Origin of the sequence: Prochlorococcus marinus str. GP2, assembly GCF_000759885.1 — a bacterium.
GTDB classification, from domain to species: domain Bacteria; phylum Cyanobacteriota; class Cyanobacteriia; order PCC-6307; family Cyanobiaceae; genus Prochlorococcus_A; species Prochlorococcus_A marinus_J.
The window spans coordinates 77,707-99,569 of record NZ_JNAH01000005.1; the positions used below are offsets into that span (position 1 = coordinate 77,707).

The 21,863-nt window shown below is 30.6% G+C and carries 38 protein-coding genes; 16 read left to right on the forward strand and 22 right to left on the reverse strand.

Features of this window, described 5'->3' with window-relative positions:
* Positions 1 to 7 precede the first annotated feature (7 nt).
* Genes EU91_RS03355 through EU91_RS03345 form a run of 3 tightly spaced genes read left to right on the forward strand, consistent with a single transcriptional unit; the run spans position 8 to position 1,439 of the window.
* Positions 8 to 874, forward strand: coding sequence for a carbohydrate kinase family protein (locus EU91_RS03355; RefSeq protein ID WP_032524675.1), 867 nt, complete (start codon positions 8 to 10; stop codon positions 872 to 874).
* A gap of 16 nt (positions 875 to 890) precedes the next feature.
* Positions 891 to 1,082: a hypothetical protein gene (locus EU91_RS03350; RefSeq protein WP_032524632.1), complete on the forward strand. Its 192-nt coding sequence runs from the start codon at positions 891 to 893 to the stop codon at positions 1,080 to 1,082.
* A 3-nt stretch (positions 1,083 to 1,085) separates the two neighbouring features.
* Positions 1,086 to 1,439 (forward strand): hypothetical protein, encoded by a 354-nt coding sequence (locus tag EU91_RS03345; protein ID WP_032524633.1) that lies wholly within the window; start codon positions 1,086 to 1,088, stop codon positions 1,437 to 1,439.
* Positions 1,440 to 1,448: 9 nt separating this feature from the next.
* Here EU91_RS03345 and EU91_RS03340 read toward each other — a convergent pair whose 3' ends face one another.
* From EU91_RS03340 to EU91_RS03320, 5 genes are all read right to left on the reverse strand, one after another.
* A complete protein-coding gene (locus EU91_RS03340) occupies positions 1,449 to 1,967 on the reverse strand; it encodes a pentapeptide repeat-containing protein (protein ID WP_032524634.1) in 519 nt (172 codons plus the stop codon).
* 83 nt (positions 1,968 to 2,050) lie between these two features.
* Positions 2,051 to 2,524, reverse strand: coding sequence for a hypothetical protein (locus EU91_RS03335; RefSeq protein ID WP_032524676.1), 474 nt, complete (start codon positions 2,522 to 2,524; stop codon positions 2,051 to 2,053).
* 169 nt (positions 2,525 to 2,693) lie between these two features.
* Entirely contained in the window at positions 2,694 to 3,551 is an 858-nt protein-coding gene (locus EU91_RS03330) for a transglutaminase family protein (RefSeq protein WP_032524635.1), read from the reverse strand.
* A gap of 11 nt (positions 3,552 to 3,562) precedes the next feature.
* Positions 3,563 to 4,504 carry an alpha-E domain-containing protein gene (locus tag EU91_RS03325; RefSeq protein WP_032524636.1) on the reverse strand — a complete coding sequence of 314 codons (942 nt, stop codon included), beginning with the start codon at positions 4,502 to 4,504 and terminating at the stop codon, positions 3,563 to 3,565.
* 1 nt (position 4,505) lies between these two features.
* Positions 4,506 to 5,948 carry a circularly permuted type 2 ATP-grasp protein gene (locus EU91_RS03320; protein WP_032524637.1) on the reverse strand — a complete coding sequence of 481 codons (1,443 nt, stop codon included), beginning with the start codon at positions 5,946 to 5,948 and terminating at the stop codon, positions 4,506 to 4,508.
* Positions 5,949 to 6,075: 127 nt separating this feature from the next.
* On the opposite strand from EU91_RS03320, the gene EU91_RS03315 reads away from it, so the two are divergent.
* Together EU91_RS03315 and EU91_RS03310 are read left to right on the forward strand one after the other, a co-directional pair.
* Entirely contained in the window at positions 6,076 to 6,312 is a 237-nt protein-coding gene (locus tag EU91_RS03315; RefSeq protein ID WP_025894642.1) for a hypothetical protein, read from the forward strand.
* A gap of 43 nt (positions 6,313 to 6,355) precedes the next feature.
* The gene (locus EU91_RS03310; RefSeq protein ID WP_193741617.1) at positions 6,356 to 6,577 is read left to right on the forward strand and encodes a hypothetical protein; all 222 of its coding nucleotides are present in this window, start codon (positions 6,356 to 6,358) and stop codon (positions 6,575 to 6,577) included.
* 22 nt (positions 6,578 to 6,599) lie between these two features.
* Here the strand turns inward: EU91_RS03310 and EU91_RS0108700 are convergent, their stop codons facing one another.
* Positions 6,600 to 6,875: a hypothetical protein gene (locus tag EU91_RS0108700; RefSeq protein ID WP_032524639.1), complete on the reverse strand. Its 276-nt coding sequence runs from the start codon at positions 6,873 to 6,875 to the stop codon at positions 6,600 to 6,602.
* Between the two features lie 558 nt (positions 6,876 to 7,433).
* Between EU91_RS0108700 and EU91_RS09405 the strand changes: the two genes are divergently transcribed.
* Complete coding sequence (locus EU91_RS09405) at positions 7,434 to 7,589, forward strand: hypothetical protein (protein WP_193741618.1); 156 nt, start codon at positions 7,434 to 7,436, stop codon at positions 7,587 to 7,589.
* Positions 7,590 to 7,608: 19 nt separating this feature from the next.
* Here EU91_RS09405 and EU91_RS03305 read toward each other — a convergent pair whose 3' ends face one another.
* From EU91_RS03305 to EU91_RS03295, 3 genes are all read right to left on the reverse strand, one after another.
* Complete coding sequence (locus tag EU91_RS03305) at positions 7,609 to 8,682, reverse strand: WD40 repeat domain-containing protein (RefSeq protein WP_032524641.1); 1,074 nt, start codon at positions 8,680 to 8,682, stop codon at positions 7,609 to 7,611.
* Positions 8,670 to 10,019: a CobW family GTP-binding protein gene (locus EU91_RS03300; RefSeq protein WP_032524642.1), complete on the reverse strand. Its 1,350-nt coding sequence runs from the start codon at positions 10,017 to 10,019 to the stop codon at positions 8,670 to 8,672. Before EU91_RS03300 ends, EU91_RS03305 begins: the two co-directional genes overlap by 13 nt.
* Before the next feature lie 77 nt (positions 10,020 to 10,096).
* Entirely contained in the window at positions 10,097 to 11,641 is a 1,545-nt protein-coding gene (locus tag EU91_RS03295) for a metal ABC transporter solute-binding protein, Zn/Mn family (RefSeq protein WP_032524643.1), read from the reverse strand.
* Between the two features lie 136 nt (positions 11,642 to 11,777).
* Here EU91_RS03295 and EU91_RS03290 point away from each other — a divergent pair, with 136 nt between their 5' ends.
* Positions 11,778 to 12,548: an ABC transporter ATP-binding protein gene (locus EU91_RS03290; RefSeq protein WP_032524644.1), complete on the forward strand. Its 771-nt coding sequence runs from the start codon at positions 11,778 to 11,780 to the stop codon at positions 12,546 to 12,548.
* A 13-nt stretch (positions 12,549 to 12,561) separates the two neighbouring features.
* On the opposite strand, the gene EU91_RS03285 is transcribed toward EU91_RS03290, so the two are convergent.
* Positions 12,562 to 12,996 (reverse strand): Fur family transcriptional regulator, encoded by a 435-nt coding sequence (locus tag EU91_RS03285; protein ID WP_032524645.1) that lies wholly within the window; start codon positions 12,994 to 12,996, stop codon positions 12,562 to 12,564.
* Positions 12,997 to 13,013: 17 nt separating this feature from the next.
* Between EU91_RS03285 and EU91_RS03280 the strand changes: the two genes are divergently transcribed.
* Positions 13,014 to 13,799, forward strand: coding sequence for a metal ABC transporter permease (locus tag EU91_RS03280; RefSeq protein ID WP_032524646.1), 786 nt, complete (start codon positions 13,014 to 13,016; stop codon positions 13,797 to 13,799).
* Here EU91_RS03280 and EU91_RS09410 read toward each other — a convergent pair whose 3' ends face one another.
* The 3 genes from EU91_RS09410 to EU91_RS09415 form a co-directional block, all read right to left on the reverse strand.
* A complete protein-coding gene (locus tag EU91_RS09410) occupies positions 13,800 to 13,946 on the reverse strand; it encodes a hypothetical protein (RefSeq protein ID WP_193741619.1) in 147 nt (48 codons plus the stop codon).
* An 83-nt stretch (positions 13,947 to 14,029) separates the two neighbouring features.
* Positions 14,030 to 14,278 (reverse strand): hypothetical protein, encoded by a 249-nt coding sequence (locus tag EU91_RS03275; protein WP_032524647.1) that lies wholly within the window; start codon positions 14,276 to 14,278, stop codon positions 14,030 to 14,032.
* Positions 14,279 to 14,287: 9 nt separating this feature from the next.
* Positions 14,288 to 14,431 carry a hypothetical protein gene (locus EU91_RS09415; RefSeq protein WP_193741620.1) on the reverse strand — a complete coding sequence of 48 codons (144 nt, stop codon included), beginning with the start codon at positions 14,429 to 14,431 and terminating at the stop codon, positions 14,288 to 14,290.
* Positions 14,432 to 15,130: 699 nt separating this feature from the next.
* Between EU91_RS09415 and EU91_RS03270 the strand changes: the two genes are divergently transcribed.
* Positions 15,131 to 15,514, forward strand: a complete 384-nt coding sequence (locus EU91_RS03270; protein WP_032524648.1) for a DUF1499 domain-containing protein — start codon at positions 15,131 to 15,133, stop codon at positions 15,512 to 15,514.
* Between the two features lie 639 nt (positions 15,515 to 16,153).
* On the opposite strand, the gene EU91_RS03260 is transcribed toward EU91_RS03270, so the two are convergent.
* The 4 genes from EU91_RS03260 to EU91_RS03250 form a co-directional block, all read right to left on the reverse strand.
* Positions 16,154 to 16,561 (reverse strand): OsmC family protein, encoded by a 408-nt coding sequence (locus EU91_RS03260; RefSeq protein ID WP_032524650.1) that lies wholly within the window; start codon positions 16,559 to 16,561, stop codon positions 16,154 to 16,156.
* A gap of 124 nt (positions 16,562 to 16,685) precedes the next feature.
* Positions 16,686 to 16,928, reverse strand: coding sequence for a hypothetical protein (locus EU91_RS03255; RefSeq protein ID WP_032524651.1), 243 nt, complete (start codon positions 16,926 to 16,928; stop codon positions 16,686 to 16,688).
* A 64-nt stretch (positions 16,929 to 16,992) separates the two neighbouring features.
* Positions 16,993 to 17,127 (reverse strand): hypothetical protein, encoded by a 135-nt coding sequence (locus tag EU91_RS09645; protein ID WP_275040660.1) that lies wholly within the window; start codon positions 17,125 to 17,127, stop codon positions 16,993 to 16,995.
* An 81-nt stretch (positions 17,128 to 17,208) separates the two neighbouring features.
* A complete protein-coding gene (locus EU91_RS03250) occupies positions 17,209 to 17,415 on the reverse strand; it encodes a hypothetical protein (protein ID WP_032524652.1) in 207 nt (68 codons plus the stop codon).
* Between the two features lie 181 nt (positions 17,416 to 17,596).
* On the opposite strand from EU91_RS03250, the gene EU91_RS03245 reads away from it, so the two are divergent.
* On the forward strand, positions 17,597 to 17,971 hold the full coding sequence (locus EU91_RS03245; protein WP_032524653.1) for a hypothetical protein: 375 nt from the start codon (positions 17,597 to 17,599) through the stop codon (positions 17,969 to 17,971).
* Positions 17,972 to 18,064: 93 nt separating this feature from the next.
* On the forward strand, positions 18,065 to 18,226 hold the full coding sequence (locus EU91_RS09420; protein WP_193741621.1) for a hypothetical protein: 162 nt from the start codon (positions 18,065 to 18,067) through the stop codon (positions 18,224 to 18,226).
* An 18-nt stretch (positions 18,227 to 18,244) separates the two neighbouring features.
* Here EU91_RS09420 and EU91_RS03240 read toward each other — a convergent pair whose 3' ends face one another.
* The 3 genes from EU91_RS03240 to EU91_RS03230 all read right to left on the reverse strand — a co-directional run bounded on the left by EU91_RS03240 (position 18,245) and on the right by EU91_RS03230 (position 19,731).
* Positions 18,245 to 18,559, reverse strand: coding sequence for a hypothetical protein (locus EU91_RS03240; protein WP_032524654.1), 315 nt, complete (start codon positions 18,557 to 18,559; stop codon positions 18,245 to 18,247).
* A 133-nt stretch (positions 18,560 to 18,692) separates the two neighbouring features.
* Positions 18,693 to 19,463: a PAP/fibrillin family protein gene (locus EU91_RS03235; RefSeq protein WP_032524655.1), complete on the reverse strand. Its 771-nt coding sequence runs from the start codon at positions 19,461 to 19,463 to the stop codon at positions 18,693 to 18,695.
* An 85-nt stretch (positions 19,464 to 19,548) separates the two neighbouring features.
* Positions 19,549 to 19,731, reverse strand: a complete 183-nt coding sequence (locus EU91_RS03230; protein WP_032524656.1) for a Nif11 family protein — start codon at positions 19,729 to 19,731, stop codon at positions 19,549 to 19,551.
* Positions 19,732 to 19,968: 237 nt separating this feature from the next.
* On the opposite strand from EU91_RS03230, the gene EU91_RS03225 reads away from it, so the two are divergent.
* The 5 genes from EU91_RS03225 to EU91_RS03215 all read left to right on the forward strand — a co-directional run bounded on the left by EU91_RS03225 (position 19,969) and on the right by EU91_RS03215 (position 21,208).
* The gene (locus EU91_RS03225; protein ID WP_025923300.1) at positions 19,969 to 20,148 is read left to right on the forward strand and encodes a hypothetical protein; all 180 of its coding nucleotides are present in this window, start codon (positions 19,969 to 19,971) and stop codon (positions 20,146 to 20,148) included.
* 85 nt (positions 20,149 to 20,233) lie between these two features.
* Complete coding sequence (locus EU91_RS0108705; protein ID WP_241433938.1) at positions 20,234 to 20,419, forward strand: hypothetical protein; 186 nt, start codon at positions 20,234 to 20,236, stop codon at positions 20,417 to 20,419.
* Entirely contained in the window at positions 20,420 to 20,722 is a 303-nt protein-coding gene (locus EU91_RS03220; protein WP_032524658.1) for a hypothetical protein, read from the forward strand.
* Between the two features lie 86 nt (positions 20,723 to 20,808).
* A complete protein-coding gene (locus EU91_RS09650) occupies positions 20,809 to 20,943 on the forward strand; it encodes a hypothetical protein (protein ID WP_275040661.1) in 135 nt (44 codons plus the stop codon).
* An 85-nt stretch (positions 20,944 to 21,028) separates the two neighbouring features.
* Positions 21,029 to 21,208, forward strand: coding sequence for a hypothetical protein (locus tag EU91_RS03215; RefSeq protein ID WP_011818547.1), 180 nt, complete (start codon positions 21,029 to 21,031; stop codon positions 21,206 to 21,208).
* Positions 21,209 to 21,212: 4 nt separating this feature from the next.
* Here the strand turns inward: EU91_RS03215 and EU91_RS03210 are convergent, their stop codons facing one another.
* Together EU91_RS03210 and EU91_RS03205 are read right to left on the reverse strand one after the other, a co-directional pair.
* Positions 21,213 to 21,392, reverse strand: a complete 180-nt coding sequence (locus tag EU91_RS03210; protein WP_032524659.1) for a hypothetical protein — start codon at positions 21,390 to 21,392, stop codon at positions 21,213 to 21,215.
* A gap of 142 nt (positions 21,393 to 21,534) precedes the next feature.
* Complete coding sequence (locus EU91_RS03205) at positions 21,535 to 21,819, reverse strand: DUF1330 domain-containing protein (RefSeq protein ID WP_011376579.1); 285 nt, start codon at positions 21,817 to 21,819, stop codon at positions 21,535 to 21,537.
* Positions 21,820 to 21,863: the final 44 nt, after the last annotated feature.

Genomic DNA, 21,863 nt, shown 5'->3' on the forward strand with positions numbered 1-21,863 from the left:
AATGCTTATGGCTGTTGAAAATAAAAATTTTGAAGACTATAAATTTAAAAAAGGGAATTTAAATTTTGCTGTAATTGGTCATATTGAATGGATTAATTTCTTAAGAGTCGATAAATTGCCGAAGCCTGGAATAATATCTCATTCAATTAAGTCCATTGAATATCCAGCTGGTGGTGGCTCCATTATCGCGAAAATACTTTCTGATTTAACTTCTAACCAAATTCATTTTTTTACTTCATTAGGTAATGATGATTATGGAGATAAGTGTTTTAAGATTCTCTCAAATATGGGAATTAAGTTACATGTAGCGTGGCGTAACAAACCTACTAGAAGAGGATTTAGTTTAATTGATTCTCAAGGTGAGAGAGCAATAACAGTTATTGGAGAAAGGTTAGCTCCAACTCATAAAGACAAGTTAGAATGGAAAATTTTAAAAAAAATGGATGGAATTTTTATTACTGCATCTGATTCAGAGATTTTTAAAATGGCTAGATCAGCTTCAATATTGTGCGCAACACCAAGGGTGGGATTAAATACAATTAATAAATCAAATGTACTTTTAGATGGATTAATAGGCAGTAATCTTGATCCTGGCGAAGTTTTTTCTTTTTCCGAATTATCGTTGAAACCCAAATATACCTTTAAAACCGAGGGAGAGAAAGGAGGCATAATATTTCCAGGAGGAAGATATGAGGCTCTTAAAAACAATAAAATAAAAATTGATTCTTATGGATGTGGAGATTCATTCGCTGCTGGCATTCTTTATGGAATGGCCTCTAGATGGGATATAGAAAAAAGTTTAGATCTTGCTAAAGTATTGGGCAGGGATGCTAGTCAATTTTTCGGACCATATGCAAATAGCGATGAAAACTAATTGATTTAAGACTTTCATGAGCAATTTAGATTACACAAATAAAAATCTTCTTGTAGAAAACATTATTGTTTTCTTTTTATTTACTGTTTTCTTAGTTTTTAAATCTTTGAAAACTTTATCTAAAATTTTTACCTATGGAATTATAAAAAAAGAAATATTAACTACTAAAAGTAACTTAGGAGTAGATATAAAAATAAAAATTAAGTAAGTAATGAATATATTTTTAGTTTTTGTAATTTTAGGAGTTATTTTTATTATCTACAAGAAAATTATTTATAAAAAACCAAAGAACTTAAAATTAGTCAAATTTAAAAAAAAATTGCAGAGCACACAAACAAACATTGACAGAATTTTTTTAAGAGAGGAAGAAAAAACCTTTTCAAATCCTAATATAAATATTTATATCGGAATTTATGATAATGAGGATAATATAAAAAGAAAATCCAATATACACAGAGCAAGACTTTCAAAATTTAAGAAATCTAAATTAAACGGTGAAATGATATTTCAAGATGAAGAACAAAGAATTTATAAATTTAATAACGGTCAGAAAGTTTACTTATAATTTTAATTTCTAACGGCACTCAAGACTTTCTCGTGTTGAAACACCTGTTGTTGGATTGATACCATCAGCAATTTCACAAAGATTTCTTTGATCTTCACTGTCAAGAATAGCGAAGGAAAAATCTGCACCTTCTATTTGAGCTCCCGCAAAGCTACTGCCTGATGCGATCATATTTATTAAAACGGCATTTCTAAGATCTGTTTTTTGGAAATTAACTCGATCAGAAAGAGTATCGGTCAGGTTGATTCCGTTTAAATTAGAGCCTTTTAAATCAGAAAGAGTTAAGGTTGTTCCATGTAAATCTACGTCACTAAAATCTGCATCTCTGGCAACTGCTCCAGCTATAGAGGACAAATGAAGATCCTCTCCATGGAAATCATATCCTGTAATATCAGATCTTACATAACTTGGAACTTCATCTCCCTCGCCCTTAACAGCTACATTTGCCCCGGCAAAAACTGGTGAGGTTAATACCAAGAAAGAAAAAGTTATACATAATAAATATTTTAAAAAACTAAAAAATTTCATATAAAAAAATTACAATATTTTTATTTTATAACAATTAGATAATTATTTAAATTGATCTATAAATTTGGAAATCCTTTTTAAGATTATTTAACACTATAAATTTTAAATCTAGGTTCTAGATTAGTTATACAATCTAGGAGTTTTTTATTATCTTTGCTATTCGTAACCTTGAATTCAGATTCAACTGTACCTTCTTTATCTCTTATAGCTTGATTTAAAACTATGGATCCGTTTTCGTCAGATACTGATCTATGAAAAGTTCCTCTAGGTATTCTTAAAATGTAACCGCAAGATTCTAATCTAACTTTATAAAAAGGATAATCCCAGCCAAAATTTACAAGAAAAAATGTTCTTCCCCCAGAGATAGCCAGTAGATTATCTTCTTGATTGTGATGTATGTAAAATTGCCAATTATTAAATTCTTCATCATTTGGAGGACTAACTGCAGGACCACTGTGAATAACTAGATCTCTATAGTTTGATTCATTAACACTAATATCAAAAAATCTTACATCTTTTGTATCGCGAAATTTTTCATAACTTATCAATTCAAACATTTTCGATTTGTTTGATTTGATAACAGGAATTTCTAAACTTGAGTTCAATTTTCTTTAAAGATTAAACAAATGAAAACAGATATATATATCTAAGAACGTATCAATTAACACTAAAAAAGAAACATATTATTATTTATGTTTTTTTAAAAAAAGATTAAAAATTTAGTGTTTATTTGATTACGAGAGGTTTGATTTCCCAGTTTAAAGTATTTTCTAAATTATTTTTTCCTATAAAGTTTCCTGTAATTACTGAGGTTAAATTAGATTTGGAAGAGGATACCAATGTTAAATATCTATCATCTATTAATCCTTTTCCGCTTGGATCAAAACCTCTCCAGCCAGCACCTGGGATATATAATTCAGCCCAAGCGTGTAAATCCAACTCAGAGGGTAACGGATCTTCAAAATGATAACCACTTACAAATCTACTTGGAATACCAATAGACCTACAAGCTTCAACCATCAGCATTGCTAAATCTCTGCATGAACCTATACGTTCTCTAAGTGTTCTGCTGGCCGGCCATGCTGGACCAGTATGTCTTTTGGTATATTTAACTCGATCTTGAATAATCTCTATAAGTTGGTAGGTAAATGATAATGCGTTATTAATGCTTCCTGCTAAGGCTTCTTGGGCAAGTTCTACGGCAGAGGGATCGTGTTGTCCATTTGGCATCCATCCCTCTAATGCTCCCTGTAAATCTCTGTTAATAATGCTTCTACAAAAAGGTAATGTTAAATCTCTATTTTTAACTCCATCAATAATATTTGGATGTTTTATAGTTTCAACTTCGCTGATTGATTCAATAATTAAATTATCTGTTAATCCATTGAATCTGATTCTATTAATCTCTTCTCCGCTAGCAGCAAGTAATGGATAAATAATTTCTGGTTCTGGGGTTATTTTTAATTCAAAATTCTTCAGTTTTTGGAAGCCATTTGACCTTGGCTTTATACATAATCTATGCTCGCCTAGTTGAACAGGGTCTTCGTATTTATATTCAAGTTTGTGAAGGTATTTAATTCTCATTAATAAGCTTATTAATTAATAAAATATTTTTCTTGAATGAGATCATTCAATTTATTTAAATCCATTTGCAATGAATCGATTGCCTCATGTAAACCATCATTGATTATATCTTCAATTCTGATATAACTCCACTTTGCTTTAAGCAAACCTCTCATGCATTCTAATTCTGAAGGATTTTCATTAGATGGAGAGTTATCTATCGTTTTAAGTGTATTACTTATCCCATCAAGACAGTATCTTACTGATCTCGGAAAAATTGGATCAAGTAAAAGAAATCTCGCAACTGAATTAGGTTTTATAGAATTTTGCACTGCTTTCCTAAACATTTGATAAGCTCCAGCTGAGCGTAAAAGTGCAATCCATTGCAGCTCATCAAGAACTCCTCCAAGCTCATCTAAGCTGGGTAGAAGTAAATAGTATTTAACATCTAAAATTCTTGATGTTTTGTCAGCTCTTTCGATCAATCTTCCAAGAATGCTAAATCTCCAGGCGAGGTCTTTGCTTAGCGTCGCATCTGTAATTCCGTAAAAAAGCTGACATTCCCTCCTTATTTCACTTAATTGTTCTTGTCTTGGTTTATTCCATATTGACTCTCCTTCTTGCATATTCCAATATAAAATATTTATCTGTTCCCACATTTCTGTGGTCATGACATCTCTGATTTGTCGTGCATTTTCTCTTGCCATTTGAATACAAGAAATTATACTGTTTGGGTTTAAACGATCTCTTATTAAAAAATTAATAACGTCATCAGGTTTTTTCTCTGGGAATCTTTTATCAAAATATTCTCTATCACTTGAAGCATCAATTAAGGGTAGCCAAGGTTCTGCACTACCTGGCGGACAATCTAATGACATTGCTTCACTAACTTCCACGAAACGAGATATATTCTCTGCACGTTCTAAATAACGATTGATCCAATAGAGGGATTCTGCTACACGACTCAAAAGCATATTATTTACCTACGACCCATGTATCTTTGCATCCTCCCCCTTGAGAAGAATTGACGACTAATGATCCTTTTTTTAATGCTACCCTCGTAAGCCCACCAGGGCTAACCCATGAATCTTTTCCTCTCAAGATATATGGTCTTAAATCAACATGACATGGATATAATTCTCCATCACATAACGATGGCACAGTAGATAATTCTAATGTTGGTTGTGCAATGAAATTTCTAGGATTTTTTTTTATTTTATAAGCGAATTCTTCTATTTCAGCTGTTGTTGAGTGAGGGCCAATTAACATTCCATATCCACCAGCTTCTGCGACAGACTTAACAACAAGTTTTGATAAATTTTCAAGAACATATTCTCGATCCTTTTGGTAATGACAAATATACGTTTCTACATTTTTAATAATAATTTCTTCATCAAGATAATATTTAATCATTTTTGGAACAAAAGAATAAATCATTTTGTCATCTGCAATTCCAGTCCCAGGTGCATTTGCTAAAGCAACATGACCTGCTTTAAAAACATCAAGTAATCCTCTAACACCAAGGCAGGAATCTTTTCTGAAATTAAGAGGATCTAAGAAATCATCATCAATCCTTCTGTAAATGACATCTACTCTTTTTAATCCAGAGGTGGTTTTTAAATATACATAATCATCATTACAAACTAAGTCATGACCCTGAACTAGTTGGATTCCCATTTCTTGAGCTAAATAACTATGTTCAAAATAAGCACTATTAAAAATTCCAGGAGTAAGTAGAACTATTTTGGGTGTATCTGTCCAAACTGCAAGCTCTTGAAGCGTTTTTAAAAGATATGATGGATATTCATCAATTGGTTTTACTATTCTTCCTGAGAAAAGATTAGGAAAAATATTTTTCATAACTAATCTATTTTCTAAAAAATAAGCAACCCCAGAAGGACATCTTAAATTATCTTCTAAAACATGCCAATCTCCTTTTCTATCCCTTATTAAATCAAGTCCTGAAATTTGACACCATTTATTTAGTGGAGGTTTAAAACCTATCATCTGAGGTCTCCAACCTTCTGAACTCTCTATTAATTCTCTTGGAATTATTCCATCATTAATTATTTTTTGAGAATTGTAAATATCATCTAGAAATAAATCAATTGCCTCAAGCCTTTGTTTTAGGCCGTTTTCTAACGTTACCCAATCATCTTTACTAATTATTCTAGGAAGTGGATCAAAAGGTAATATTCTCTCAGTACCTTTTAAACCAGTATCGTTTAATCTAAAAGTTGCACCATGTCTTAGTAATAATTTTTTTGCGGCAGAGTGATTCCTGTTTAATTCTTCAAGTCCCATATTATCTAAAGATGAAAGAAGTGGAATCAATATTTCTCTTGCAGAGTTAACATTATCCTTAAAGTATTCATCAAAACTATTTTTAGGCTGATAACTTGAAAACATATTTTTCATCATTTAGTAACTTTTACTTTAGCTTTTTATCTTTATTCGTATTTATGGCTACCAAAAATAATATCTCTTGACTTTATCTATATCATTATTTTGATCATTGAAGTATATTTTTTAAAAATCTGAAAAAATGGGTTCTAGCAATTGGCAATTTGTTTTTTTTAGATATTTCGCAAGCTTTCTTTTTATCCTCTCTCACAGTTTGCTGGTTCTTGATCATCTACCAGTAGGGGCGGCACTTCATGGGCTTGGAGAAGTTTTTATTGCGCCTTGGGCTTTTAGGGAAAGAGCATGGGATCTTGTTGTTATTGCAGTTTTATTTTTCTTCTTCGATATCTGGGGACTTATAAACACTCCTTGGAATTAACTGATATTATTTATTTACTAATTCTGCGATAATCATAATAAAGATGAACTCTTATTTTAATCAAATTTATAAAATAATTTTTCTTTTATTACTTTCGAATAATTCCAATTTATATGCACATAATTTCTTTAATGGTGGTTGCAAAGAACATTGTGGGGAAAAAGTTAAAGTAATAAATAATAAAAACAAATTAAAAAATATTGATGACCAAATAAATATTGATAGTAAAAATTCTTGTTTAAATAAATCACTATGTAGAGGTTGATCTTTTAGATTTTTAAATTGTTTTATGAAATTTTTGCTTTGATAATTATCATATAAGTAATATTTGCTTGATAATTTTTATTAGGAGGATTAATTTGATTTTTAATTGAAAAAATAAAAGTATATATTAACGGTAGAAGTAATGATGACGCAGCAACTAAAGCAATTATCTGGTTCAATCTAATAAAAGGTTTTTTTACAAGATCCTCTCCACACAAGCCACAAATCAAAGTACCTTTTGAGGATTGTTTTTGGAATTGATATTTTGGATTGCAATATGGGCAATAATATTGAACCATTTTTAAATTTTATTCTTTTAAACATTATCTATAAAACTGGAAGAAAGTCATCTTATAAAAAAAAGAGGGCTTATTTAAACCCTCTTTTATCTCTTACTTATATTTTTCCTGAAGTTAAAAACGCACCTAAATCATGGCTCCTTGTTGGTAACTTCTATTAAGCTAATGCTCACCAAAATTAACTAATTGTCTTTAACTGGGGCAAAAACACTAGAATTAAGCTTGTTTCTTAAAGGGCACCTAAACGATGCAGAAGAAGGAAGCTTAGACATTAATAAAAAATAATTGGAGCAGTTAATTAAATTAGTTCGGTTCATTCCGAAATTTCAGGCAGGCTATCGATCATTTTGAAAGACCTCCTAGAACTCAACAATATAAAATTAGGAAAATATCTCTCTAAAGACAATCCGTTTTTATACGCATTGCTTTTTAATTAAAAATGTCCGAGAGTAGTAATCAATCGTGTTAATTTTTTTGAGATATTTTTAGTAAGTTTTGCTTATTTCTTTTGATATTTAATTCGTCTATCTTAATTTTAAATAATTTAGGAAATCTTTTATGAATTATTCGAAAGAAGTTAGTAAAACTGATAAATCTAATCCTATAGACGAATATTTTCAATGTCTTTCATATTGCGATATTCACCCAAAAGGGATAGATAACGAATGTGAGGTTATTTGTATGGAAAGACATTTAAAAGCTAATTATTGGTAATTTTACAAATTTCTACTTTTTACTTAAATCCTTTAGAAAAAAGGTTAGTACGAACTTTAAATTTCCATACATTTACCACGCCTTTTGCATTAACTGCTGCAAGTGCGCAATCATCAGGTCTCCAAGATATTGCCCCTACTAAATCTCCGGCGAATGCAGCACCAACTGGATCTCCATTACCATCATTTTTTAGGAAACTTGCTACAACAGAACCATCCCTAGATCCTGAGGCTACAAGCATACCTTTATTTGAAAAGGCTAAACTCGAAATAGGTTCTGTATGGTGACATAGCTCTCCTGGCATAGTCCCTTCTGGACCATTTCCTATAAAACTCCATACCGTAATTCTTTCACTGCCACTAGTTGCTAGTAATTTTCCGCTGTCATCAAAAGAAAGATGACTTGGTTTACTAGGATATCCCGTCATCTCTGCATCCATTCCCGTTGATCTTCTCCAAAAATGAACTGAATTGTCTTGACTCCCACAGGCAACTATATCTCCATCAGGACTTAATTCCATTGATACCAATGATCCTTGCCACTCGAGTTTTTGATTCGTTTTATTATTAACTACGTCAAAGAATGTTACTCTTCCGTAGCAAGCAGTAGCTAGTTCATTTTTATTTGACCACGTTATTGCACTTACTGTGCTTGGATGGTCTTCTGAGATCCATTTCTCTTCACCAACTTCATTAAAAACATATACCTTTTTTGAGGAAGCTATGGCTAGAAATAAACCGTCATTAGACCACTTGAGGTGTTCTACCCAACCCTTTCCAAGATCAAGAGTTTTAATTACTTTACCTTCGTGACAATTACAAATTTGAACATTCCCATCTTGACCTGATGTTGCAAAAATTTCACCCTCTGGATGAATTGCCATTGCTAGTAGACCGCCAGAGTGTGTATTTTCTTTTTTCCAAATAATTTTTCCAGTATCTCCTTCAAATGCAAAAATACCTCCTGCCACGTCGCCAACAATAAATTGTTTCCCTTTAAGAGCCCAGCCACATGCAATGGCGTAATCGTTAACTTCAGCTGTCCATCCTTCATGGAACATGCCTCTTGGACTAAATGGTTCTATATCAGGCATTTATCAAAGCCTTCTTGCATCTCTTTCTCATTTAGATTCCTACCGATAAAAACAAGTTGATTTCTACGAGGTTCGTTGCCCCATTCTTTGTCAGGTTGTGCAGTAAATAACATGTGTACTCCTTGGAAAACTATTCGCCTTGGGTTCCCTGAGTAACTTATGAAACCTTTAGTTCTGAATATGTCTACTCCTTTTTCTGAGAGAAGCCTTCCCATCCAAGTATTTAGTTTTTCTGGATCAACATCTCCAAAACGCTCTATAGCAATTGAGCCAACTTCATCATCATGTTCATGCTCTGCTTGCCAAAACCTTTCAGTATTAAATGGAATCTCTTTATTATCCTCACTTTTAATGACTTTCATATTGAATTCTTCAGCAGTGTGCTGTGTAAACAAACCTATTTTGGTTGGTTTTTCTATTTTCAGGATGAAGGATTTATTCCCTTTATCATCTAATTTGAGATTTATATGTTCTCCATATGGGATAGTATTTCTAGGTTCTAAAGTATTAGCTTTTTCTGCATAAAGTCTTACGGAGGATTCAGCACCATCTTTAAGTTCCTTCTCACTCTCACCTTGGTTAAGGAGAGCTACTAGAGACATTTCTGGATCTGGTCCGTCTTCTAGCATTAATTCATATTTACCTGCATCAAGATCGTAAACACCTGTCCATTCAAAAGGATATTCTGGTTCAAGGAATGTTGGCCTGCGTTTAAGGATCTGATCAAGATCAAATGCACTTAGATTTAAGACTGTTTCAATTGGTACTTTGGCATTCTCGGCTCGAATAATTCGAGTCATTCGGTTCATATCTCTCAACCTCGATTCAAGAGTATTTAGTGCATCATCAGAGACTAAATCAGTTTTGTTAAGGACAAGAACATCTGCAAATGCAACTTGTTCTGAACTTTCATCACTCCTTCCTAGTTGCTGATCGATATGTGCAGCATCAACTAAAGTCACAATTCCATCAAGAGTAAATTCAGAACTAATCTCTTCATCCATGAAAAATGTCTGTGCAACTGGGCCTGGATCTGCTAATCCTGTCGTTTCTACTAAAACATAGTCAAACTTATCTCTTCTTTTCATAAGGTTGCCAAGGACTCTTATTAAATCACCGCGAACAGTACAACAAATGCACCCATTTGACATCTCAAATACTTCTTCATCGGCATTAATTACGAGACCTTGATCTATACCTACTTCACCGTATTCATTCTCAATTACGGCTATTCTTTTCCCGTGCTCTTCACTCAATATTCTATTAAGCAAAGTAGTTTTCCCTGAACCTAAAAATCCAGTGAGAATAGTAACGGGAACTTTATCTTTGATGCTCATTTACTAATTTTTACTAAATAAACGATAGTTTAATAATAGTAATAATAAGAAATGAAAACCGTTTTTATTAGAAAAATTTAATCTGAAAGTTTGTTCCATTCAGACTCAAGATTGGAGCCAGATTCTTTATCACAGCTTCCACCTAATGAATCAACAATTGTACAAGTGTTGTGAACGGCTACTGAAACCGTATTACCATCCATCATCAATCCATCAACGAATATTTGATTAGAAGCTAAAGGAACTGAACTTTGTCTACTTAAGTTCCTTAACAACTTAGATGCTGGAATTTGTTCAGGAAATATTGCCTGAACATTCTCTTCATTTAACATTTTTAAAGTAGAACTTATGTTGTCTGGCCTTAAGCTTGAGGAGTCTCCAAGAAAGTCAAGTAAACTAATGGTTTCAAAACCAAATGCATCCCCGTAGTATTCCATTGCTTTGTGTTTAGAGACAATTACTCTGTTTCCCTCAGGAATAGAGCTTACTTGTTCGACGATCCAACTATCTAAGCCTTCTAAGAGAGAATCAGCTTTTTCGAATCTTTTATTAATTAGTTTTCTGTCACCTCTATTAAAAACTGAAATATCTTTCTTTAAACTTTTGCTTATAAGATCTCCCATTTTTATGATGTTATGTGGATCATGCCAAACATGAGGATCTAGTCCTCCATGGTCATGATGATGATGATGCCCCTCTCCTTCGTCTGGTACTTGCGCTATTGGTTCTACATCACTATTTGAAACGTCTTTAAAAAAGTGTTGAGTTGCTTCAAACTCAAAAGGCATGTGTTCAGTAAAAAATATATATTGACCATCTTCTTTGATATCCACGTTAAAAACAGTACTTTCTTTTCTTTGATCAAAGTTAAGAACAAAAGCTTTATTACTGGCTATCAAAGTACCATCATTTTTTCTGCTTATTGAGTCTTTAGATCCTAATAGTTCTTTAGCTAAATCTTCAGACCCTTCTATGTCATTAGATTTGAGAATCACCATCTTCATTGCAGGATCTGCATATTCTCCATCGACTTTTTCAAATGACCATTTGTAAGAACCCTTAGAAAGTTGGAATTTGCCTGCCCATTCGAAAGCACCCTCAGCGTGATCATCATGTCCACCATGATCTGAGTGATCGTCGTGACCACCATGATCAGAGTGGTCATCTACCTTAGCTGAATGTTCAGCATGATCGTCATGTCCACCATGGTCTGAGTGATCATCATTACCTCCATGATCAGAATGATCATCTACGTCTATTGCGCTAACACCTACTACAACAGTATTCTTTTTATTTTCCCAATTTCTCATACTTGGAGTCATTTCTTTACCAAGAGTAAATACTTTGTCTGCGCTATTTAGTAATTGAGCTTGCCTTGGATTGATCTTTAAGTCATGAACATCTTGTTTTCTATCTACTAAGCATGTAACTTCGTCAGATGGTAATGCAATTGATTTAACTAAATCACAAACTAGTGGTTCTACTGCTACGTATGATTTTCCTTTAGCCATAACATCCTGCCCAAAACCAGAAAATATAATCGTTCCAGCGATTAGGGAATTTTTAATAATTGACTTGCTCGAACCTGTTCTATTTGTTAAAAGTCTTTTAAAAATTGACATGAAAAATTATAAAATACTTAAAAATGATAATCATTTTCATTATACCTGACAAGCAAAGGTATCAAATGTTATGAAAATAATACGCAATTTGTATTATTGGTAAGCTTGTAAAGTGACTTTTTAAAAGATCAATATAATGGCTACTTTAGTCGCTGAAAATTTAACCTTTGCATACACAAAAAAAAGTAAGCCAGCTTTGAATAAGGTATCGGTTGAGATTAAACCTGGAACTCTAACAGCGTTAGTTGGCCCAAACGGCGCTGGTAAATCAACTCTTTTGAGAATATTGCAAGGACAAAATACTCCAGATAAAGGCGAAATAAAAATTGATGGTGAAAATTTATATAGATCTAGAGCTCTTGTGGCACTTATGCCTCAAAGAAGTTCTATGAATTGGAAGTTCCCCATTACAGTTGAAAAATTGGTATCTCTTGGTCAAATAAAGTATTCAAAATCAAGAAGTAATAACCCCTTTCAAATTAAGACTCTTCTAGCATATCCTAATTCTTGGATTAATAAATGTTGTGAATTAGAGGCAACAATGCAAAGAGTAGGCATTGCAAATTTGGCTAATAGAAGACTCGATTCTCTTTCAGGAGGACAGCAGCAAAGAGCTCTATTAGCAAAAACTCTTATGTCCCCTGCAAAAATATTTCTTTTAGATGAACCTTGTGCAGCTTTGGACCCACCTGCAAAGGAAGATTTTCTAAAAATTGTTCGTCAACTTGCGGATGCGGGACTTTCTTTGCTCGTAAGTAGCCATGATTGGGGCGAGTCTTTAAATAAATATGATCAAGTAATCGTACTTGATAAAAGTGTTTTGGCAGTTGGTAGTCCTGACCAAATAAAAGATAAATTAGAGGCTATAAACATTAGCTCTATAAACGAAAATAATTTCTGTGATTAGAAAATGTTCCTTTTTAATTCTGAGCTTGATAACAGTTTTGGCAAAGCCCAAAATATTCGAGGGTATGAAACAACAATTGGAATTTCTTTGGATTTGTTTTGGGTGTATGAATATCTTTTACCGGGCATCCTTCCATTTTTGATGTCTCACCACATTGAACACAGGTCAAATGATGAATATCTCTATCTACGGGAGTGTACAGAACCTCTCCTGTTGGGAGATGTCTAGAACGTATTAAGCCATGCTTTATCAGAACTTGAAGATTCCTGTAAACAGTCGTCAGTCCCATAGCCTTTCCGCTTTCTATCAATTGTCTATGCAACTCTTGACCAGTCAATTCATCATCACATTTATTAAGTTCTTCAAGAAGTTGTTCTTGTCTTTTGGTAATGTCAAACTTAGTTACCATTGTTTCCGAAATCATTTTTTGTCCCGCATTTTTGATCATACCGAATCTTTCGAGTAATGTCTTTTATTAATAACAACTGGTGGCTGGTTCCATTAATAATAACAATATTCTCCGGGATCTTATGCCCAGCTATGGGAACTGTATTAATTACTCATAAGAGATTATTACAAGTTAATTTAATCTCTCATTGTGTGTTGCCTGGACTTGCTCTCGCAATAGCGCTCGGAATTCATCCTTCAATTGGTGGCGTTATAAGTGGTCTTCTGGGCTCAGTAATTGCGGAAAGTTTAACTAATAGAAAAAGTGAAAATTATGAAGCAATAATGAACACAATATTAGCCGGAATGCTTGGGTTTGGAGTCCTTATAATTCCTCTACTCGGAATAAGGATTGATTTGGAGGCAGTATTATTTGGCGATTTATTGACAGCAAATTTTGAAGATTTACTTAGAACAATAATTGCTTTTTTAGTATTTATACTTTTAATGACTTTTGGATATGAAAAGGTTGTTTATGTGGGATTGGATCCAGAAGGTGCATCCGCGAGTGGTATAAATGTTTCATTATTAAATCTTGCTTTAAGTTTTACAACGGCATTAGTAATTGTTAGTTCAATGTCAGCAGTGGGAGTAATTCTTGTTATTGCTCTTCTTTCTACACCAACTCTGTTAGGGCTAAATAAGGCTCATAGTTTAAGAATTGCAATGATGAGGTCTTCATTTTTTGGATTATGCATCTCACTTCTGGGCTTTATTCTCTCTATAGTCTTTAATTTGTCGCCTGGACCTGCAATTAGTGTTATTTGTGTCGCATCTCTTTTGATCCCAAAACTTCGCAAATAATTAAATCTTAAATGTCCAATTAGAGTTTAATGCTTGAGCTTCTGGATTATTTTTTAAAGCTACTTCCATAGCCTCTTTTTTATTATTAGCTATAACAACTTCATCAAATTCCTTTCCATTTTTTTTGAGACTTACTTTGAAACGCATAAAAAATTTTTAATTAATCAAAAGTTAACCACTAAGCGACTAGATTTAAATACTTTTAAAAGTTAATTGATGAAATAGAAACTTTAGTTATTTTGAAGTTTTTCTAGTACAGATTCTTTCTCAATTTTAGCTACATCGTGTAATCCATTAGCATCAAACCAAGGAGCGTTTTCCCAATTAAATCCTTCCCCAAACGTATTGTCGGGGGCAGCTACGTACCAGTGGCATGATGAATCGGGAACATCTACAGCACATTTTGACCAGTCAGCTTCCCACTGTGGAACTTGTACCCACATCACAGACGCTAATAAAAAAGACAAAATAAAAGTCATAATTATCGGTTAGCAAAATTTTGAAAGATTTTTCTCACATTCTTTCTTTCTTTTCTTCCAATAATTCTCAAGTACTTGATATTTATGCTTATTTTTGAATTGACTTAAATGAATATTATTTTGATTAAGAACTGAAGTATTTTTGATTTTCATGACTCAAGCTGTCTATCTAGAACATATTTAAGACACTTTATAGATTTTTTGAAGTGAATTTATACTTAATTTCTGCCTTACTTTTGTGTAGGTAAGAATTTTTCAGGATTATTTTCAATATAAGTAAGCGAATATTTGACAACACCCACTATTACTGAAAAAAGAGCAATTGCTGAAATAATAAAAATGATTTTTTTGTAAATGCTTTTCATAAATTTTTTATTTTTTTGATTATTTTTTTCATCAACGCCCAATTTTTTGAATGATTTAAATAATTAGTAATTTATACTGTAGCCTTTTAAATTACCTACGGAGTAGATTAAATACATCAGAAACTCCTCACACACTTTTTTCTGATAACTTTAAAAGTACTCGACCGCAAAGTTTGAGTACTTTTTGTATTTTTTGCCATGTGACAGTTAAGATAGAGGTCTATTAGGCATTACAAAATTGGAATTAAGGTGTGATATTGTACATGTGTGTAGGAGGATTGATTTACTTCAGTGGAAACAAGGAAACACTTGATGTAAGTCAATTTTTAAAGATCTCTCTCTGAGGGATCTTTTTTTTTGGATTATTAGAAATACCTATTTAATCTTAAATATAAATTCATATAAGCTTTCTTCAAAATTATGATAGACATCATTCCAAATTAGTAATTTGATTCGTTAGATTATGGATTGTTAAATTCCTCTGTTAATGAAAATACTTTTTTTAGCAATTTTAATTTGTTCAAGCTTATTATTTCCTTCTTCATCATATGCCTCACATGTAGAACTAAAACCTTGTGTAGAGATTGCTCATTGTGTACGAGAAGAATGGGAGGTTAACAATATTGAGAAACCTTTTGAAGAGATTAAAACATTTATCGAAAACACTCCAAGAACCGAGATTGTAGAAATTGATGGTGATTATCTTCATGCTGAGGCAACTAGTAAATGGATGAAGTATGTAGACGACTTAGAAGTATCCTTTCTACCTGAATCAAACCTCTTATCAATAAGATCAGAATCAAGAGTTGGAGAAAGTGATTTAGGAGTGAATCAAAAAAGAGTTGATTTACTAAAATCAAAAATGTTTTAAGACAAAAAGTAAAAAAATAATTTGTTTTTATTGTTTTTTGTATAACTTTTCCATTTTTAAAAAAAATTAGCAGATAAAAAAGTGATAATTATCATCATGCCTTGATAAAGGCAAATTTATTAGATTTTCTCTAAAAAGATGATCATAAATTTTATGTATTTATTGTTATCTAGTTTTGTTTTTTTCTGGTTTTATATAAACATAAAAAAAAATGGACTTAAATGGATAATCAAAGGTCTTTTTCAAATTGGAATATTGGTATTATTCATTGGAGGGTTTTTCAAAATATTTTTAACCTTACCCCCTAATTTTTTTATAAAATTATTTTTTCTTATTATTTATACATGGTGCACTGTTGGAATAAATGTAAATTTCATGATCCCTTTGATTGGGTTGATTGACCAAAAAATAGTGAAAAAATAAAACTAAAATATGCCTTAATTTTTAGTACAAAAATAAATCTATTTCCTTAATCTGAAATATTAATCTTTATAAGATTTATTTTTTTCCTTTTGAAAGTCTTTTTCTTGTATATCTAGTCTTTAGTGCCAGTTCTGTCATTATATATATACCAAATAAAAGAATGACTATTCCAATGAAGTATTTCATTATTTTTTTTGTAATTAATATGTTTGAAATTTATTCATGATGCCAACTAATTTTAATATCTATTTCTTGAGATAAATTTCTTGTGACTGGACATTCTTTGGAAGCTTTTTTCAAAAAATCAATAGTTTCATTAGAAGTGCTCTCTGGTATAAAAATATCTATTATTAGTTCTTTTATCTTCCTCTCGCTATTTTGTGTCATTACTTTTTCAATATTTAAATATATACCTTTCAAATCAAATCCTTTCGATTTAGCTTTAATTGCCATAATTGTTAGTAGGCAAGTACCTAGAGATGTTGCTAATAAATCAGTTGGGGAAAAACTTTCACCTTTACCGCAGTGATCTAAAGGTGCATCAGTTCTAATAATACTTCCAGACTGTAGATGAATAGCCTCACAGTTTAAATTTCCTAAATATGAACATTTAACTTTAGTCATTTTAAAAAATTAAATTATGAAAATATTATTAATAAAAATTTATGGAACATAACAAGATTATTGATGAGAGATTTTTTTGCATATTAGTGGAGTATTAAGGAAATTCATCATTCAAGTTTTGAAATCAGTTTTTATATCCATATTCCTCTAAGCAATACTCAATTAATTCAATTGATTTTTTAAGAGTTCTTTTATTTTTATTTTCTAGATCGAAGCATTCATTTAAAACACGTATAGATTCATTTAAATATGATTCTTCTTTATTTTTTAAATCTTTAACTTGATTTATATAAATTAATTTTTTAATCCCAATAAGGGAAAATATGATTATTAATATTGTAAAAATTGCTATTTTTAATTTATTCATACAATTAGTTATTACAAATATTTTAATTTATTTAATATCTAAAAACTTTACACAGCTTATAGAACTAAGTAATTACATATGTAGCAGCTGTTATTGCTATAGCAGTAATAGAAATGAAGATGTATGGAACAACCTTTAAAGGTATATATAGATTATTTTTAGACATAAGTAGAGCATTTATAAAATTCTTACATTCCATACAAACTTTATTAGTCTTCAAATATACAAATTAATTTTCTTTGCAAAAATTCAATTCTTTTAAAAGATTAAAAATTTATATTCATTGAATTTTCATTAAATAAAGTATTTCTAAATCCTGTCTTGAGTCCGATATTTTTCTTTTTAAGAAGATTAATTCTTCTTGGCTCATTTTTGATTCTTTTATCATCAATTCTGCTTGTTCAATAGCATGTTCTATATTCCTAATTTTAATTTCTCTTATTGAGGGATTATCTTTACATGCTTTTTTAGTATTCGCATCTAACATATTTACTAAAAAAAATCACCTTGAATTTAATCTAAATTAAAACTTCATTATACTACTACCGCAAATTTTATTAAAATAAATTACTATTAAAGTAAGGACTTTAACCTTAGCTAACCCTCTCTTCAATTGATCGAGTGGGTTTTTTTTATGGTGTAATATACTCCTAGCATTTAATACTAATTTGGAAGATTCAAAACTTAATCCTGAGGAAAATAATTCAATCGAATCGTCCCCCAATTTGAATGAAGACAATAAAGATCATAATGAGGGGACTAAAAAAGAAGAAAATGTTAAAGCATTTACAGAATTTTTAGAGAAAGCAAGTAGTCAAGATTCTTCAGAAGAAAAAGTAAAACTTGATTCTGAGCAACAAAAACCGAAAATTGACAAATCACTTTTTAAAAGATTTCTTAATAATGGATTTGATGGAATTACAACTAATCCAAACTATAAAATGTTGGCATTATTAATAATCCTTTTAATTAATTTGTCTCTATTTTTTGTAATTGGAAATATGGGTAAAGCGTTTTTAAGAAATGCAGGAATTATGGGTTAGAAATTATTTATTTCTTTTTGGATCATCATCGTTACAATTTTGATTCTGCAAATGAAACTGTGATATTTTCTTGTCAAAATATTTAAATAAAATTTGGATAATAAAGAGCCAGAAAATCCAGTCGTTTATCTTTCTAATTTAGTCAAGAAATTAGATGTAAAAAACAGAAATGGTTTAGTAGCCTTAGCAATAGTAAACCTTTTAGTAATTATTTTATTTAAATTTTATTTGAAAGGATCTGGATTATTATCTTGAATTTGTCTGCTGGTATTATTATTCAGCATTCTCAAATTGTTTTGCTAATCTAAAGGCCTTCTTAATTATTAGAAAGCCACCATATGCTCCTGCCAGTAAAGGTAATACTATTAAAGGATTAGGGGAATAATCTGAATAATTTTTCACACCCTCAACATATTCATAACCTGAACATTTAAGAAAGATAAAGCTATAAAATGTGATACTCCAACCAATGATTGATAAAAAGCCACCTTTTTTATCTCCTTCGTAGAATCTGTCTAGACCTAAGCCCCAACCTAATATTAAGAATATTCCTCTAACAACTGAATTTTTTTCTTGATTTCTGAGCATAATAAAAAAATGTTCATTATGAACATAATCTATTTGTATTCAAGATGTGAGATGTTTTTATTAATTAATCTTTAAAATAAATTTTTAATGGATTTATTATATAAATTACTAAAAATATTAGTCAGTCTTTTAATTAATCATTAAAGATTTTATTTGAATTCAACAAGGAAATTGAAGGCCTTATATAAATAAAAATAGACCCATACATATCCTGCATAATTCTCATCTCTTCGTCTAAATATACAATTGAAATCTGGCAATTTGGCGATTCTTTATTCCAAGGTAATTTATTCCAAACCTCTTTAACCGGATACCACCTATCCATAAGTAATTCACTAAATAATGGAATCTTATTAAGTCCATCAACTTTGGAAACTTTTGTTTTTTGTAAGTTCATATCAAGCAAATTGTTTCTTAAAACCAAATCACTTGCTAAAGTTATTACTCTTCCACCAAAAGTAGGCAATAATTTGAACCAACCTAAGATAGGAATTGTTGTGAGCCCAAATATTGTAGTGTCAAAAGTAGATATAAATTCTTTTTTGTCAAAATCAATCTTTTGAGCAATTCTCCCAATTGTTGATATTCCAAAGGACCCTACTTGCAATTGATGTAATTTAAAAAAAAGATTACTTTTGAACTCATCATTTAATGCCTTTTCAATAGCCAGGAAGAAGGGAGAACTTCGAAATAATTCAACATTAGAAAAAATCAATTCCCACTCTCCAGACAATAATTTTTCTGATATTTCAAAACTAAAGTCTTTAAGATCATCAATCAATTCATCCATTTCATTAGCTTTTTCCTCATACATAGGAGAAATTAATTTATTTAATCTTTGCCCTCTATCTGTAACAGCAGCTATTTTATATATATTTGACTTTATCTCTCCAATCTCTTTCATAACTCCAATACAAGAAATACTAACTAATCTTAGGAATTTAATTTGAAGTTGATGGCAATTTTAATAATGCTGGTAATAAAATCAATTAATATTCTCCCCACCTTTTACCAATATCAAACCCCCATTCAGTGGTTAATCTAATTACTTCATCATGATTCTTGCATTTTGAAAGGGATAACTTTTTACTAGGATTATTATTTATTAGCTCAGCAATTTGATTAAGTTGCTCTATTTTTTTGAGAAAATTACTTAGATCTTTATCTGACATTTATCTAGGAAGTAAATTTTTGATCATAAGTAAATATGTAATAAAGAACCCAGGCAACACCAATAATAAGAATTGCAATCATTATATTTACTGACCAAACTACTTCTATCATGTAATTTTTTATATATTTTTAATATATCCAAAATTTTAATTAAATTAACCGTTAATAATTTAAATCTAAAACAATACACTACTACTACTAAGTATATAAAATAGTCTTAAATAGTTTAAAAAATTATGGGAGAAGCTAAGAGAAGGGAAGATTTAGGCTTGCCACCTAGAGAAAAGAAAAAGGAAAAACAAACATCAAAAAATCAACTAAACAAAATTTTAAATAAATATCCTTATTTACCTTTCATTTTAGGTTTTTCATTACTAGCAATATTAATTATCGATTTAGTTAATTACTACAAATAGATATATAAAAAGGGAATACTTTTAGCAGACGAGAAGATTATCTTCGCAATTGCGAAATTATTTTTCCATAATAAAAATAAAACTCATGAAACCGATTAACTCCGTATTTGCCTTAATTTTTGGGGTACTAACTTTGTTTTCAATATCTAATGCAAATGCAGGTGGCTGCAGTTCTCATACTGAGAAGAAGGCAGAAATTGAATGCTTGTCTGATGATAAAAAATGTATAGAAGCGAAAGAAAAAGAATCACTATACAAAGTTGAGGCCTAAATGTTCGATAATCTTGGAACTGCTCTAGTACAGGCATTAGGCTTCTTTGCTGTTTTTGGTTTTTTTGTATATCAAACTTTATTCGCAGATAGTAAACCCAAAAATTCAAAATCAAATCCTAAAAAAACAAAGATTTCCGACACAAAAGAATTAATCAAAAAAGAACCTAAAAAAGGCTTATTTAACAGAAAATCTAAACCTGTTGAAGAGAACTTACCAATCCAAAAAAAGGGATTGTTTGGGAGAAAAAAAGAAGTTATTGAAGAAGAGATTAAACCAAAGAAAAAAGGTTGGTTTAAATAAGTAAAGGTACTTAAGCTCAATTTTGATATCCTTTATACAAAAAATTTTTTTAGTAACTTTATAATTTATAGAAGTTAATATTAAAAATGAATCATAGAGAAATCACAAAAAAATATAGTGAATTACTCAACAAGGCTGATTTTGCTACTGGCCGTAAAGAAGTTGTAGGTCTTTTAAAAAAAGCTGCCAAATTGAAATCTCAGATTGAAATCAATTGTTAGATTTAAAAATTAGTTTAATTCTAAATGTAAAAAATTTTTTTAAATAAGTTTTTACATGAGATAATCTGCATAGATTATTTTTCTTATGAATAAAAAAGGTTATACAACCGAAAGCGGTGGTAGACAAAATGGTTTCGCAATTGAACCAGAAATTAACCCTATATCAGAAGGCGAATCAAAGAAATCCATATTTTTATTTATTGGAATATTATTACCTTTTCTAATAGGCGGTTTTTATTATTTAAGGACTCTGAATATATTCTAATTTTTTATAAGCCATTTTTAGCAATATACTCTTCTGAACTAACTATATCTTGCATTAAGCTCTCTGATGATGGATTAAATCCATTTTGCTCTAAAAAAGATTTAACCTTTGCAAATTTTTGCTGAATCTTTTTTGTATATGGAGTTGTCATCAAATAATCATCTTTTTCTGTTGAATAGTTCATTTGATTAACGAATTACTTTTACTCTTAAATTTTGCAAAATATACGATTGCTAGTGGAGTTATAAATATTACATAAATAATTTAATAGTAATAAATACTTACAAGTATTTATAAGTTGTTTTTGTGATATTGCAATTGATTGTTTAAAGAGTACTTATAGTAACTAGTTCCATTAAATCTCTGGACTGAAGATATTTTTGAAATACTTCAGAATAAAATGCTTTTTTAGCAGCAAATTTTGATTCGAATTCTATTACTAACCCAAGCTGTCCTCCATCCCATTCATTTGAGGTTGATTCTTGTATTAAATCTCTTTTTACTATTACACCTCCCACAGATTTAATCCAAGGTAATACTGTCCTTATATATTCCAGGAATAAATCAGCATTTGGAATTGAAATTTTCTTTAGCCAATAGCTTTTTGTCATCAAATCAACATATTCTGGGTAGAATATAGCATACGGAGGTAAGT

Coding starts and splice junctions, on each gene's coding strand:
- EU91_RS03355 (WP_032524675.1), top strand. CDS start 8: ATGGCTGTTGAAAATAAAAATTTTGAAGACTATAAATTTAAAAAAGGG.
- EU91_RS03350 (WP_032524632.1), top strand. CDS start 891: ATGAGCAATTTAGATTACACAAATAAAAATCTTCTTGTAGAAAACATT.
- EU91_RS03345 (WP_032524633.1), top strand. CDS start 1,086: ATGAATATATTTTTAGTTTTTGTAATTTTAGGAGTTATTTTTATTATC.
- EU91_RS03340 (WP_032524634.1), bottom strand. CDS start 1,967: ATGAAATTTTTTAGTTTTTTAAAATATTTATTATGTATAACTTTTTCT.
- EU91_RS03335 (WP_032524676.1), bottom strand. CDS start 2,524: ATGTTTGAATTGATAAGTTATGAAAAATTTCGCGATACAAAAGATGTA.
- EU91_RS03330 (WP_032524635.1), bottom strand. CDS start 3,551: ATGAGAATTAAATACCTTCACAAACTTGAATATAAATACGAAGACCCT.
- EU91_RS03325 (WP_032524636.1), bottom strand. CDS start 4,504: ATGCTTTTGAGTCGTGTAGCAGAATCCCTCTATTGGATCAATCGTTAT.
- EU91_RS03320 (WP_032524637.1), bottom strand. CDS start 5,948: ATGAAAAATATGTTTTCAAGTTATCAGCCTAAAAATAGTTTTGATGAA.
- EU91_RS03315 (WP_025894642.1), top strand. CDS start 6,076: ATGGGTTCTAGCAATTGGCAATTTGTTTTTTTTAGATATTTCGCAAGC.
- EU91_RS03310 (WP_193741617.1), top strand. CDS start 6,356: ATGAACTCTTATTTTAATCAAATTTATAAAATAATTTTTCTTTTATTA.
- EU91_RS0108700 (WP_032524639.1), bottom strand. CDS start 6,875: ATGGTTCAATATTATTGCCCATATTGCAATCCAAAATATCAATTCCAA.
- EU91_RS09405 (WP_193741618.1), top strand. CDS start 7,434: ATGAATTATTCGAAAGAAGTTAGTAAAACTGATAAATCTAATCCTATA.
- EU91_RS03305 (WP_032524641.1), bottom strand. CDS start 8,682: ATGCCTGATATAGAACCATTTAGTCCAAGAGGCATGTTCCATGAAGGA.
- EU91_RS03300 (WP_032524642.1), bottom strand. CDS start 10,019: ATGAGCATCAAAGATAAAGTTCCCGTTACTATTCTCACTGGATTTTTA.
- EU91_RS03295 (WP_032524643.1), bottom strand. CDS start 11,641: ATGTCAATTTTTAAAAGACTTTTAACAAATAGAACAGGTTCGAGCAAG.
- EU91_RS03290 (WP_032524644.1), top strand. CDS start 11,778: ATGGCTACTTTAGTCGCTGAAAATTTAACCTTTGCATACACAAAAAAA.
- EU91_RS03285 (WP_032524645.1), bottom strand. CDS start 12,996: ATGATCAAAAATGCGGGACAAAAAATGATTTCGGAAACAATGGTAACT.
- EU91_RS03280 (WP_032524646.1), top strand. CDS start 13,014: ATGTCTTTTATTAATAACAACTGGTGGCTGGTTCCATTAATAATAACA.
- EU91_RS09410 (WP_193741619.1), bottom strand. CDS start 13,946: ATGCGTTTCAAAGTAAGTCTCAAAAAAAATGGAAAGGAATTTGATGAA.
- EU91_RS03275 (WP_032524647.1), bottom strand. CDS start 14,278: ATGACTTTTATTTTGTCTTTTTTATTAGCGTCTGTGATGTGGGTACAA.
- EU91_RS09415 (WP_193741620.1), bottom strand. CDS start 14,431: ATGAAAATCAAAAATACTTCAGTTCTTAATCAAAATAATATTCATTTA.
- EU91_RS03270 (WP_032524648.1), top strand. CDS start 15,131: ATGAAAATACTTTTTTTAGCAATTTTAATTTGTTCAAGCTTATTATTT.
- EU91_RS03260 (WP_032524650.1), bottom strand. CDS start 16,561: ATGACTAAAGTTAAATGTTCATATTTAGGAAATTTAAACTGTGAGGCT.
- EU91_RS03255 (WP_032524651.1), bottom strand. CDS start 16,928: ATGAATAAATTAAAAATAGCAATTTTTACAATATTAATAATCATATTT.
- EU91_RS09645 (WP_275040660.1), bottom strand. CDS start 17,127: ATGGAATGTAAGAATTTTATAAATGCTCTACTTATGTCTAAAAATAAT.
- EU91_RS03250 (WP_032524652.1), bottom strand. CDS start 17,415: ATGTTAGATGCGAATACTAAAAAAGCATGTAAAGATAATCCCTCAATA.
- EU91_RS03240 (WP_032524654.1), bottom strand. CDS start 18,559: ATGCTCAGAAATCAAGAAAAAAATTCAGTTGTTAGAGGAATATTCTTA.
- EU91_RS03235 (WP_032524655.1), bottom strand. CDS start 19,463: ATGAAAGAGATTGGAGAGATAAAGTCAAATATATATAAAATAGCTGCT.
- EU91_RS03230 (WP_032524656.1), bottom strand. CDS start 19,731: ATGTCAGATAAAGATCTAAGTAATTTTCTCAAAAAAATAGAGCAACTT.
- EU91_RS03225 (WP_025923300.1), top strand. CDS start 19,969: ATGGGAGAAGCTAAGAGAAGGGAAGATTTAGGCTTGCCACCTAGAGAA.
- EU91_RS0108705 (WP_241433938.1), top strand. CDS start 20,234: ATGAAACCGATTAACTCCGTATTTGCCTTAATTTTTGGGGTACTAACT.
- EU91_RS03220 (WP_032524658.1), top strand. CDS start 20,420: ATGTTCGATAATCTTGGAACTGCTCTAGTACAGGCATTAGGCTTCTTT.
- EU91_RS09650 (WP_275040661.1), top strand. CDS start 20,809: ATGAATCATAGAGAAATCACAAAAAAATATAGTGAATTACTCAACAAG.
- EU91_RS03215 (WP_011818547.1), top strand. CDS start 21,029: ATGAATAAAAAAGGTTATACAACCGAAAGCGGTGGTAGACAAAATGGT.
- EU91_RS03210 (WP_032524659.1), bottom strand. CDS start 21,392: ATGAACTATTCAACAGAAAAAGATGATTATTTGATGACAACTCCATAT.
- EU91_RS03205 (WP_011376579.1), bottom strand. CDS start 21,819: ATGACAAAAAGCTATTGGCTAAAGAAAATTTCAATTCCAAATGCTGAT.